Consider the following 13,715-nt stretch of genomic DNA (forward strand, 5'->3'; position numbering starts at 1 on the left):
GCGACCTCACCCGCAGCTTGTTCTGTTGTATGTCTTCACGGCGGCAACACCGCTCCAAGGTTTGTTTCATCACGGGAACGACGTGGGCTCCCCGCCCCACAGCAGCCAGTAGGTCCGTCCAGGCAGCAGTTCGCCCGAGGACTCTTGCACGTAGGCGTAGCGACCGAGACGGCACAGCGCCAGCGCGCCAGCCGGCACGGGCGTCGCCGTCGGCACCGACAACATATTCCAGCCACGCCGCAGAGTGCTGCCGTAGGGCAGCGGCGCCAAATCCAATACTGCCGCACCGCTGCTCTCCACGTAGAGCCACAGTGGTCGGTTCGGCAGTAGCTCCCGTGTTGCGCGCCATATGCCGGCAGTCGCGTCCCAATACCAGCCTGGTTCGCTGATGCTTACCGTCGCACCCGCCATCGTTAGCGTATCAAGCAGTGCGCCAATGGTTGCTGGGCCTTCGCCAAAAGGAGTGAAGCACATCCAGCCACTTGCGAAAACCTGCGCCTCCGTGTCGATCGTCAGCACGCTCGCTGTCGTCGCCGCCACATCAACAGCCAGACCAAGGTTACGCGACAGGCCCGCGCCGCCGCGAATGCCGCTAACCACGATCTCATAGCTACCCTGCGCCGTCAAGGGCAGCTGAAAACGCAGGTTGAGCAGCGGCACGTCGCTGACACTGAACACCGCCGTACGTTCACGCGCCGTCACCCGCACCGCCGCCCGACCGGCCGCCTCGGCGAACGCGGGCGCCGCCCAGTAGGACAGTACGCCGTCTTCGCTGATTTGGGCATCCTGGCCGTCTACACCATGGAATTGCAGTTCGTCGGGAAAAGTCACCAGCAGATCAAGGCCCTCAAAGGCCGTGATCGCCTGCGTCAGCAGCAACGGCAACGACACCGTCGTGCCCGCCGCAACCGTCGTCCCCGGCAGCATCAGCACCGGCGGTGTGATGTCATAGCGGGCCTCCACCACGACGTCGCCCGTGATCTCATACTCGAGATAGGCACTCCCGCTGTGCAGCGCCCCGTTCAGATACCAGCCACCGAAGCGGCTCTCGGCCGTCGAGCTGGCCATAATCTGCAGTATATCACCGGCCATGAAGACCTTGATGCCCGCCGCCAGGCTGAGCAAGGGTTCGACCCGGTCGTCCACCACCAGCGTCAAACGACAGTGCGCGGGAGGAGTCAGATCAACAATGCCGGCAGCGGTATTTTCCACCGGCCAGGGCTCAAATGTATTCGCGTTGCGCCCCCAGTTCCACACCACGCCCGCCGCGGTGATCGCCGTAACATTGCTGCTAAAGCCCGACATACGGACAATGTCCTTCGGCGCCGTCGGATGCGCCAGCGGGCTGAATACTGCACCGGGCGGTGCGTCTGCCGGCTCCGTGAGCCCCAATGCCGCCATCGTACCGCCGTTGTTTCCCCAGGCCCACAGCTGGCCGCTTGCGTCCACGGCGTAACAGCAGGAACTCATGACAAAGATGCGCTCAATGGCTGCCAAACCAGGAATGGGCGTGGGCACGACCTGCTCCCGAATGTCTTCACCCAGCCCCAATTCGCCCTGGTAGCTATAATACGGGTCACTGCGACCCCACACGAGCACCTTGCCGTCGTTCCTCAGGGCCAGAGCGACATTACTGCCGCCTTGGATAGCCGTGATGCCGGCCAGGCCGGGCACTGGCTGAGCCCGGTCGTGGTCCTCACCGCTGCCCGTGAAGAGGCGCTGTCCCCAGGCGTCAACTGTGCCGTCGGCGTAGAGGAGTAGATAGGTGCTGTGGGTTACAGTCGTGCCAAACCAGCTACCATCGTCGATCCATTCGTTGCTTGTCGCTAGCGCGATATTGATGATCGCGCTGTCCTCGCGCAGCCCCGGCACCTCAATGGGGCGGCTCTGCGTCACGCCGCTCACGGGCGTTTCACCCCAATAATAGAGACGGCCATTGGCCCGGCGGGCAAAACGGGTCGCCCCAAAGGAATAGATGGCCACGGCGTCTGTAAAAGCCTCGCGGCCATCCGGCCCCAACACGGTCACGCACTGATTGGGGGTCCTGTTCTCATTGCTTACGGTGCCAATGCCATACTGCCCCTTGCTGTTACGCCCCCATGTGTAAAGCCGCCCGTCGTTGCCCAGGGCCAAGTAGTCGCCGACCACATCCACCGCCCGCACGCCAATGCCGCCGAGAGTGTCACGGTAGGTGACATAGCGATACTCATAAAACTTCCCATTGAAATATTGCTCACGAACGGTCCAGCTCACTGTGCCATCGGCATTGAGATTGGTCGAACCGCCATCGACCGCAAGCTTCGCCGTGGTCGTGAACGGCCGCGCCGCAAAATGCGCCGTCAGCTGCGTGTCGTTGTTCATCAACAGGTCAAAAGCCGCGTCACCGGCGTGATCGCCCAGATCACTGACCGACTCCCACTCCGCAAAGCTATACTGGAAGGCGGGAACCGCCGCCACCGCCGTCGTCTGCCCGGCTGTACGAGTATGCACCCCCGGCGCCGGTGCGGTTGTGCCCGCGCCCGCTGGCGTAACCGCCATGGTCAGAGTCAGATCAGTGACACTAGACACAAAGACCGCCGTTACGTTCGTGGCCTCCGCCATCAGCACGGTGGTTTCTCGCGCCGTCGGCGCGGCCACCGGGCCTTCCCAATGATCAAAAGCGTAGCGCTCGCCGTCAATGGCCGCTATCGCCAGCGTGGCGCCAAGTCGCGCCTGGTATTCGCCGGCCGGCGGTGACACCGTGCCCATGCCGGGATAGTCACTCACAGCGCCCGGCGCATCGCTGGCCGCGCGCACCGCCATTGTCAGCGCTACGGCACCATTGCTACGTTTGGGCGCATTGACAATCAACTGCGGGGTCCAGCGGTCGTCACCAGGCACGCCGTCGAGCTGGCCAACGCCATTGTCGCCCCAGCCGTAAAGCTCGTCATCCGCGGTCAATGCCAGCGAGTGGTTCTTCGCGGCGGCAATGCTGGTCACGTTGGTGAATCCCGGCAGTTGCCGCGGTGCACGCACGACCAGGTCATCGAGCACACCATCGCCATCAGCATCACCGGCACCGACCTGGCCATTGGCATTAGCGCCCCAGGCGTAAAGCAGGCCGTCCTCGGTCACCGCCAGCGCGTGGCTGGCGCCCGCCGCCATCGCCCGCACCGGCGAGGCTATGCCCGCCACCAGCTGCGGCTGCGATGATTGCTGGTCGTAACTGCCCGTGCCCAATTGCCCAGACGCATTGCTGCCCCATGCCCACAGCCGCCCATGGAAATCCAACCCCAACGCGAATGCCGTGCCCAACGCCCGGTCTTCACCCAACGCTATTGCCTTGAAACGAAGCGTGCCGGGCACTAGCGCGATATCCGTGTAGGTCGTGGTCGTGCCGTCGCCGATCTGCCCCGACAGGTTGTCACCAATAGCGTAGAGCTCTCCCTGTTGCCCAAGGATCAGCGCCGTCAGCTCACCCACCGCCACCTGCACTACGCCGCGATTGACCACATTGGGATCGTACTGCGATACCGTCCAGGTCGTGTACGGATACAGCGCCGAAGCCGTTCCACCAAAGGACAGGCTGTTCCATTCCTGCGTATAAGTGCCCAAATGACTGGCCACGTAGCCATCGCCACCAGCCCAAAAGCCAATGCTTTTCTCAGGATACGCGGGCCAGGGCCACCAACTCGCGCCAGTTAGATCCCGTACCGCCATCATGCTGTCACGCATAAAATTCTTGCCATCGTCATCCGAGCTGTTGGCGTAGCCGTAGCGCTCGCCATAGTAGGTCGCCGAAGTGGTCAGCTCCAGGCAGTAGGCGTTGCTTGCCGCGGCCAACGCGGCCATGCCGTCAGCGCCGCGGCGCCAAATATCACCGACCTTGGCCGCACTAGCCTCCTCATCGCCCCATGCCCACACCTGCCCGGCGCGATCGCGCAGGGCCGAGTGGGTCGCCGCCGTGCGCAGGACGCTGTCGTCGGGAATGAAGCGCGCCGTGACGGTCATATCCCCGCTGGCTAGCATGGTCGTCTTGCGCGCCAGTGGCGACATCACCGGCCCCTCCCAATGCGAAAAACGCCACCCAGCCCGCGGCGTCGCCAGCAATAGCACTGTGCTGCCGTACGTCGCCTCACTGACAAAGATTCCCCCGCTAGCAGATGTGTAGCCACTGCCGTACGCATAACCACCGGCAGTACTGCCCTGACTGTCCAGACCAGTGACAGAGATAACCACCTTCGGCAGGCCCTGCTCTGCCAAAGGCTCGCCCGGCGTGGGCAACACGCCCTGCCCCTGCGAGACCAGCGTCGTCTCAGTGCTCCAGGCAGACAAGCGGCCCGTGGCGTCCACCGCCCGTACCCGCCAGAATAGCGTCTGCGCTGGCAGCTGCGTCATCACCACGCCGGGCTGCTTCAGCAATCCCTGGCCACGCACGGGCAGCACGCCACTACAGAGGTCACCCGCACCGGAGCTCGTGCCCAGCTGCAGGATGTAGCGCAAACCATCACCCGGCGTCTCGGCGTCGCTGGCTGCCGTCCAGCTGAAACGGACTTCGCCAGAACCCAAGACCGCCGCCGTCAAACCCGTCGGCGCGGTCGGCGCCGCATTCAGCCGCTGTACGCTAAAAAAGCCCCGGGCGCGATTCTCATAGAAATACGCCCCGGCCACATCATCACCAGGTCCTTGAGCATAGAAAACATTGGACAGCGTCGTCAAGACACCGGCCGTCCACAGGTCTATGTCGCCATCGGCATCCACGTCGGCTGCCGTCAACAGGGCCGGTCCGGCAAAGCCCACGGTGCCTGGCAGCCCCATGGCTGCCTCGGAAAAGGAGGCTTGGTCATGGTCCCAGCGCAAAACCCAGAGGTGGTTGTCATAGTAATCCTGGACCGGAAAGCGGTCCAGTTCACCATAACTGAAGGACGTCATGCCGCCGCTGGAGCTCAGCCCGTTGTTGCTCACACCAGTGACCAACGCCTCGGGCCGACCGTCGTTGTCCAAATCCGCCCAAAGCGCCCGCCCACCCCAGATACCCGTCAAGCCGGACGGCATGGCAACGGGCACCGGCAAGCCATCGGTTTGTCCCCGCAAGACCCCCAGGCGCATGCCCGAGCCACTGTCACCGCTGTAGAGGATGTCATCACAGCCGTCAGCGTCCACATCAGCCATGTCCACGGCAAAATGGTTTGATCGCGATAAGGGCAGTTGCCGCGGCGCAAAGCTCATGCCGCCAAGATTCTCGTACCAGATCAACGCCGGCAACGCCGATGCCGAAGCCGCGCCGCTAGCCACCACGTCCACCAGGCCATCGCCATTCACATCACCGCAGGCCAACGCCGGCGCATAAATGCCATACCCAAAATTACTCACCCGCCGCGCGCTGATGGGAAAATGCGTAAAGCTACCGTCGGCATTCTGGCGCAATACGCCCGCGCCGTCGCTATTAGCAAAAACGATATCTACCTGGCCATCGCAATCAATATCAGCCAAAGCCATGGCACCCGGAACGATGGGATAATCCAAGGTCTGCTTCAGAAGGAAGTTCCCGTGGCCGTCGTTGCTCAGCACATAACAGCCAGCGGCATTGCCGACGACCAGGTCAAGGTCGCCGTCATTATCCATATCCGCCCAGGCCACTGCCGCCAGGCCAGCGCGCAACACCGTCGGGTCTGTAGCAGGAATGGGCAGTGGCTCATAACTCGCCATCTGCCCACGACCGTTATTGCGATACAAACGATGCAGCAGTTCCAGACTGCCCTCGGCATTCTTCTGTATCACCGACAACGCCAGGTCCGGAAAGCCATCACCGTCCGCGTCACCCCAGGCGGCGCTGCCGCTTTGGGGATGGAGCGCCTCCAGGCCGCTGTCCTCACGCCGCTGCAGCATCGCGATGGTCGCTTTGAAGCTCGGATAACTGGCGCTGAAGCGCTGCACGGTGAAGTCCACCTCCGGCACGGCCATTTCCTCCGCGATCACCCCACCCGCTTCAACGCGGTAACGCTCAACCGCCAGGCCAACGACTTTGCCCACCGCATCCGCCGTCGCCATCCCCGCTTGCAGACCCAAGCTGGGAAATGGCTCCGCCGCCATGGCGGACAGATCAAGCACATAATCCATCGTCGTGGCCAGGGCCGTGTTGCTCTTGGTGATGTAGTTGTTGCCGCTGATGCGCATCGCCAGCGGCCGGCCATTAGCCGTAAAAGATAGCAGCCCCGGCCAGTATGCCTTGTACCCCATAATAGCTGTCAGCCAATTATCGCCAGTGCTGTCCTCAAGTCTGATCGTGCCTAAAAGCTCCGGCTGGTACAACTCGGCCCGCGCACCCAGCGAGTACACCTGCGACCCCAGTTTGCCGTATTCCTCCACCGCATCGTAGCCCAACCACATGAAGCCTCTTTCCACGCCAGCAGCCGGACTCAGCCCCCAATTCGTCCCCCAGGAATTCACAATCAACAGCGCACCCTGCCGCTCTTCCCCGGCGCGATTCCGATAGCTCTTGGTGTCGTCATAGCCCACGATGTTCACCGCGTGCGAGGGCGCCCGGCCACCCTCGTCACTCGGCCAGGCATACACGCCATTGTTCACATCGCCGATCTGTTCACCACCAACCTCAACGTGGGAGCTGGCATCAGGATAACTGTCAAAGTTCACCGTCAGCGGGCTGTTCCAGATCGCCACGGCGATATTGCCATCGGCCAAGAATTGCTTCAGGGCCTGCAAGCCGCCGGTCGAATTGATGTTGTTGAGGATCACGCCCGGCTGGCCCTTGTAACGCAAGGCCTGCTTCATCTGCGCCACCGACGGCAGCTGACGGTAGAACTTGTCCTCGGAGGCCACGCTGGCATTATCGCTATAGGGCATTTCCGCCCACGTCAGAGCGCCACTGGCGCTGATGGCCTCAATGGCCCGCAGGGGCGACGCACCCTCGGGCTCCGACGTCTCACCCGTGCCTTTTACACCATGGGGCGCCGACAACACCCCCCAGGCCGGGCTGAACACCCGCTCCGGCGTCGTCGCCGGATTCGGCCGACCGCCCCAGCCCTTGGCCTTGGCTTCATAGTAGGTCTTGAGGTAGTAATACACCGCAAAAGATCCGCAAATACCCAGCTGGCCCTGGCTGTTCACCGTCGGCAAATGCGCCAGATTCATGACCTTGTCTGGCAATTCGGCGCGAGTGCCCCCCGCTGGCGGCGTCCATTCCAAAAACCCCGACAGCACCTGCGCCTTCTCCGCCTCTGACAAGTCCAATACGCCCGTCGGCCGCTCCTGCGCCAGCAGTGCCGGCGCTGCCAAGACACAAGCCAACAACAGGCAAGGGACGCACATTGCTATTCGCCAAAAACGGTTCGCTCGCCACATGGAAACTCCTCCTGCGTCAGCTAGCCCAATCGTCGCGACTCGCGTCAATCACTCATTCAACAGGCAATACCTAGCACCAACACGTAACATGAATAGCATACTCATTTGCCAGTGACTCAGCAAGTAGAGTCCCAACCCAGAACGAACTAAATAAAATCGCGGCTTCGCGTGAGGCAACAATAGCGCCTTAAAGCCGGCGGCATAAATCGCTGGGCAGCGGCAAGACAGGCCGCCAAAATCTGCGCTAATCTGCGGAATCTGTGGATAGAAAAATTTTCTTCGCGGCTTCGCGTGAGGGAAAAAGACTCCCCTTTGCGACTTAGAATCGGCGGCGTGGATTGCCGCGCAGCGGCAAGACAGGCCGCCATAATCTGCGGCAATCTGCGGAATCTGTGGATAGAAAAATTTTCTTCGCGTCTTCGCGCCTTCGCGTGAGGGAAAAAGACTCCCCTTTGCGACTTAGAATCGGCGGCGTGGATTGCCGCGCCAGCGGCAAGACAGGCCGCCATAATCTGCGCTAATCTGCGGAATCTGTGGATAAAAAAGCCTTCCTCGCGCCTTCGCGGCTTCGCGTGAGAAAAATTGGCCGCGTTGGCCGACGCGATGGACCCACACCCGATTATTTTTTTAGTTGGGAAAATTGTCTTTTCGCGACAACGCGTCCACATTCCTGTTAATCGTTTTCCGTTCACGGCCACTATCGTTCTGGAGGAGAGGCACATGACGCGACGGACGACGCACTGCGCGCTGCGGGCCGCCTGGCTGTCCCACTTGGCCGTTCTGCCGCTGGTTGCGCTGGCCTGGGCCGAACCAACCGGCCAAGGCGCCGGTGCCGTGCCCCCCCCCCGTCCAAGCATCGCTCCAAGTTCCCGTCACCGGCAGCGCTCACGCCCTAGCCGAGCTTGAGCAGCTGCTCCAGGACCGGCACTTCGCCCAAGCCCTGCCGGTGCTCGAATCGTGGCGAGACGCCCCGCCCGACGGCCTCAGCGAACGCCAGCGTCTTCTTTTGCTCGGTCGCTGCCTACTGGGGCTGGAACGCCACGCCGAAGCCCTTGCGGCATTGCGCGCCATGGAGGCCATGGCCCCAGAAACCACCGATGATGCCGCCATGGCTGCCGGCAATCTCCTTGGCGATGCCCTGGCCGCATTGGGTCGCCTGGACGAGGCCGCCGAACAGTGGCTCAAAGCGGCGGACATGGCACCCGCAGCCAGCATGGCGGCGCTAGCTCAGAAAAAGGCCAGCCACTATTCACGCAATCGGGTGGAGATGGACGGCGCCACCGATGCCCTCCAGCACGCCCATGCGAAAGCAGCCGCCGCGCAGGCCGCCGCGGGAAACCCGGCCGAGGTCATCGCCGCAAACCGGCGACGGCTTAATCTGGCCGTCGATTTTCCCGGCATGCGTGAAACCGCAGTGCACACCGCCGATCTGCTGCTGGCCGAGAAGCAGCCGCGCGAGGCGTTCGCACTTTTTCTCCGCGCTCTCGACAGCGGTCTCGACCGCTGCTTTTCCACCACCGCCCGCCTGGCGGAAAACCAGCGCCAGCTCAATCTGGTCGCCAAGCCGCCTGCAGCGGACGTCACCAAGCGCGCGTTGGCCGGCATCAACCAATGCCTCGTTTCGCTCGTTCCCGCCGACGCCCGCCCGCCCGAAAAGCTCGAGACGCTGAGCGCCGCCTGGAACCAAGCCCTGGCCGCCACCTACCGCCCGGACATCGGCACGGCGGCACCTTTCATCGCATTAAGCGAGTCCGGTCTGCCCACTTCCTGGCGTCTATTATGTCATTGGCAGACGGCCAGCGCCTTTCTCCGTGAAGGAAATTATCGCGAAGCAAAAGGGCTCATCCGTGCGTTGCCGCCAGTCAACACAATTCCTCTTGCCGAGTATTTTTCCTACATTGATGGTCTGGCTTGCATGGGTGAAGGAAATTTTCGCGAAGCCGCCTCGCGCCTGCAAAATTGCCATCCCTCCGCCTGCCCAGTCTTGGCCTCAACAGTGCTGCTGGCCCTGGCCGAAAGCCTGGAGGCCTCCCTTGAGCTGATCCAGGCAGGAGAGGCTTTTCGCAAACTCACCAATACCCCCGTTCTCTGGCACCGGAAAGAAGCCGAATATGCCCTAAAGAGATTGGCGGTATTGAGGGACATGGAACGTGCCCCACAGGAACAAAGGCCGATTGTTCCGCTGCATGATGACCGATCCACCCGAGGAAACTGGCCCCTTGGCTACGGCATGGATTTCCACCTCCTCGCCGCCCATAATTTTCGCACGGATTATTGCGGCGGGCTCGGCGACAAACTGAAATACCGTTTCAGAACTGGAAGTCCTTCGGAAAAAGGCAGGCTGTGGGTGACCAGCAAGTCAGTGAACGATGCCGCCGCGCTGTGGAATCCGCAGCGCCGGACGCGAATGGCCGCCAACCGCGACGACTATGGCGAGCAACACCCACTGGGGACGGGCCCCGACCTGCTACTCACCTGCCGCATCCCAGAAGGCGTTCATCTCCTCTCACTGTATTTCGTCAATGACTACCACTACTACGAACAAAACAGAGCTTACACCGTCACTGTCGCCGATGCCGAGCAGCGGCTTCTTTGCGTAACGCATGTCCGCAACTTTGGCGGTGGATTGTATAAGCGCTTCGCAGTCAGCGGGCCCGCCAGTCTTCAATTTCGGATATGGCGAAACATGAGCATCAATGTGCTTCTATCGGGAGTGTTTCTGGATACCCCGTCCCTGCCTGATCCGCCTGCTTGTTTATCTGCTGCCGGACAGAACGAGACTTTGGCGACTCGCTACGCATCTCTGAGACTTGCCCTCGCATCCGCCACGCCAACGGACTTTCCAGCGTTGCTTGCGGAAAGCGACGCGTTGCTGGACTCTCTTTCCGCAACAACAGCGGTCGTGTCGCCAGAAAGCACAGCGCGGCACTGGATGAAATCCCAGCTCCTGCGTTTGACCGGAATGCCTGTTCATGGGGTCAAGGCCCTGGAGGCTGCCCTGGCCAACTATGCCAATCCCGAGGATGTTTACCGGCTTGTCATGGACTCTTTCGCAGATAGGGCCGCCAGTCAGCCATCACTGGCCTGGCACCAGCCCGGCAACCATGAACTCGACATCCTTTGGCGTCGTTATTTTGCTCTCCTTGACCAGCAAGCCAAACCGCCATCCGCCGCGGAACTGCTCGCGTTGTCCCAAGCTGACGACTGGCGGGTGACATCCACGGCCATGCGCGAAGCAGCCCAAAGATTGGCGAAGCTCAAACAACTGCCGCCCGCCGTCCATCTGGCCACCAGGCTTTGTATGGCAATGAAAATCATGAGCGAAGCAAAGTCCGAAGATGCCATCGCTGAACTCGACTCACTGGAGGATGATGCCCGCCAAGCCGGTGACGAAGCCGTGGCCAGTCGTGCCAGAAACTGTCTTCTTGCTCTTTCGGGACGAATAGATTTCGCGCCTGACCAGCTTATCCGGCTTCATGAGAGGCTTGTGGCCGCCGGAGCCTCAGAGGCCGATTGCGGCGTGGCGGCTTTGCGCACGGCGAAGGCATTTGAAAAAAAGAGAAAATTCAAGGAGGCAAAAGTCTGGCTCGACAAAGTGCCAGCTGCGGCCATATCCGCAAAAGGGCGAAATATCCTGCTTAAGCGTTGGCAAACAATGGAAGCGCAACTGAATCCACAGGAAGGGAGAAAGCCATGAGGACATTATTGCTGCTGTTGCTTTTCATTCCGGTTTTATCGTGGGCGAAAATCGTTACATACACATACGCGACATTGTCAAATGTGGTCATTGCCGGCGCTTCTGAACACACTCTTGTCATTCCGCCCGATTATCCCTCCTATACGCAGTCGTACACGTGCACCTATGACGAAGGTTCGTACACGCTGGATATTGAGGTGCCGGATGACCCTCCGCCAGAAGATGAGGAGGTCGAGCAGGAAGATGGCGAAGGCGATGGCGAAGGCGAAGACGAAGAAGACGGGGGCGTCACTTTTGCGACAACTATCGAATGGTCTCTATCTGGGAGCGGAGCCAGGTTCGCCGAGGGCTGCGACCCAACGTCATCCTCCGTAACAATTGAGTTTATTGTAGGCAACACAGAGGATGTTGTGTTGAAAGTCGAGGTGACAGTGGAATGCACGGCGGGGAACGGGGTGGGCACGCACGACAGTAGTACGTTCAAAATCCACTCGCCTGTTTGGGATACCTATCACTCAATCTCGATGTACGCCGAAAGCGCCACCATCGAAGCGCCGCGATGTGCTGCCGTTGGCGAAGATGTCACGTTCTCTGTCCAGCTTCCCAATGACTCCGAATACGACCGGCGCCAAGGAGTCGACGTCAAGACTTACCTTGACGATCTCAAGGGGCCAAACAGCCCACGCTGGAATCGTCCCGAGGCTTTGCTTGGCGAAGGGGTTGTCGGCGACAGCGTGACCTGGACAGCATCAGATACGCCAACGACAGAGCCGGCTGAGATATCGGTTGTGATCGATGACAGTCCCTATCCCAAACCACCCAATGAGCGCGGAACCACCGACGACGATCCCTATCCTCTTGACGCAATCCAGATCACCATCGTCGCTGTCGACAGTCTTGTGCCGGACTTCGGCGAGGAAATTGACGACGGCGACGATGACCCCGACACCCGGACTTTCGTGCTCGCTGTCGCCGACACCGGCGTCGTGACCGTCAATGCCACCCCTAATCCAAGTGTCGCAGAAGCCGATCTGCCCGCCGGCTGGTCCTTGACTGGAGGCACTGGAACTGGTAAACTCTTAAGGACCATCAACCGCGCCGCGCCAGGTATTCATACCATCACCTGCGAATGCGGCACATCCAAAAAGACGACGGAGGTGATTGTTCTCTCTGTTACAAGCCTGGAGCCAGACATCGGCGAGGAAATAGACGATGGCGACGACAACCCCGACACACGGACCTTCGTGGTTGCTGTCGCAGACACCGGCGTCGTGACCGTCAATGCCACCCCTGAGCCAGCTGTCGCCGAGGCCGACCTCCCCAATAGCTGGACCTTGACCGGAGGTACAGGAAACAGTAAACTGTCTCGAACCATCGACCTAACTATTCCCGCAGTCCATACCTTGACTTGCACCTGCGGCGCATCCCAGAAGACGACAAGAGTGATTATCATTAAGGTTGCCTTCACAGAGGTAGAGAAAAAAGTCAAATGGGAGGAAGAAGGTTCATATGACGCGAGTGGTCTATTAACTTCTGATAGTACTACGAATAATCTCACATGGACAATTACCGGTTTTCCCACTGCTGCTTTGGATACTAGCAGTGGAACAGTAACTTTTTCAGATACTTATAAGTACGATTCAGAAAGTGAAGGCACTTATACCGTTACAGCAACACATAATGTTGTTCCATCATGTTCAGATAGTTTCACATTGAAAATTGTGGCTTATCTGAAGGTTACTGTCGTTCTTAAGCGAAAGAATATAAGCCTCAAAAACGGTGATGATAAGTATGGACACTGGTGGGCAGAACTTAATGGAACCGAAAGCTATGGATGGTGGCCTGACAGATATGTAAATATATTGGACACTCTAACATCCGTACCTGGCATATTAAACGGCCGATTCCCTGCACCGTTTGGCGGAACGACGACTATGGATCCACATCACGGGAATACAGCTGAAGAATGTATCCAAACATACATCATATCTCATGTGAGAACTATTGCGGAGGTTTTAGCCGATGTTCGTGATTTCGCAAATGGCTATTCTGGCACGTGGTCGTGGCCATTCGGGCAGAATTGTCATAGTTTTCAAAATTCAATGGTAAATGATGTTAACTTACTTAAGGAGGATGAGTTGCCATGAGTAAAACGCTGAATACTAATCTAAAATTTATTGGTACATGTTGCGGATGGTTAATAATTGTATACGGAATTGGTAGAGGTGTAGAATCTATGAGTTTTGCGAACGAAATTGATGCAAAGCGTTCTGAGTTTGAAAAAATTACTTATCCATATGAAGCGAACAAACAGCGATCGGAGCGTATAAAGTGTAATTCTTCCAAAGTAAAATTAGGTATGGGTCAAGAAGAAGTTGTCAAGTTGTTGGGACAACCTGATCTTATATCTCCTGTCTACAACACGATAAAGAATGGAACTATAACGGGATCATTTTATTTTTATTTATTGCGACAAGACAAAAAATCTGGCAGCCGAAACGAGGTTAACCAACAGTCTATAGCGGTTTGTTTTGATCTCGATGGAAAAGTGGAACGCGTAATAGGTGAAAATACTCCCTTTCATAAAGACATAGGAACGAAATAAGGAGAGGTCATCTGAAAGGTAAGTGCTCGCCCAGCCCATATCCCCGCATGTGTTTCGCGTGATGTCATTAGC

4 protein-coding genes are annotated in these 13,715 nt (G+C 59.2%); 3 read left to right on the forward strand and 1 reads right to left on the reverse strand.

Going from position 1 to position 13,715, the window contains the following annotated elements; translation table 11 throughout:
* Positions 1–69: 69 nt before the first annotated feature.
* Entirely contained in the window at positions 70–7,341 is a 7,272-nt protein-coding gene (locus J3R75_RS19125; protein WP_307265175.1) for an FG-GAP-like repeat-containing protein, read from the reverse strand.
* Positions 7,342–8,449: 1,108 nt separating this feature from the next.
* Between J3R75_RS19125 and J3R75_RS19130 the strand changes: the two genes are divergently transcribed.
* Genes J3R75_RS19130 through bamE form a run of 3 tightly spaced genes read left to right on the forward strand, consistent with a single transcriptional unit; the run spans position 8,450 to position 13,643 of the window.
* A complete protein-coding gene (locus tag J3R75_RS19130; RefSeq protein WP_307265177.1) occupies positions 8,450–11,038 on the forward strand; it encodes a hypothetical protein in 2,589 nt (862 codons plus the stop codon).
* Positions 11,035–13,185, forward strand: a complete 2,151-nt coding sequence (locus J3R75_RS19135) for a hypothetical protein (protein WP_307265179.1) — start codon at positions 11,035–11,037, stop codon at positions 13,183–13,185. Before J3R75_RS19130 ends, J3R75_RS19135 begins: the two co-directional genes overlap by 4 nt.
* The gene (gene bamE / locus J3R75_RS19140) at positions 13,182–13,643 is read left to right on the forward strand and encodes an outer membrane protein assembly factor BamE domain-containing protein (protein ID WP_307265181.1); all 462 of its coding nucleotides are present in this window, start codon (positions 13,182–13,184) and stop codon (positions 13,641–13,643) included. The genes J3R75_RS19135 and bamE overlap by 4 nt, the downstream gene beginning before the upstream one ends.
* Positions 13,644–13,715: the final 72 nt, after the last annotated feature.

It is taken from the genome of Oligosphaera ethanolica, assembly GCF_030814695.1.
GTDB classification, from domain to species: domain Bacteria; phylum Verrucomicrobiota; class Lentisphaeria; order Oligosphaerales; family Oligosphaeraceae; genus Oligosphaera; species Oligosphaera ethanolica.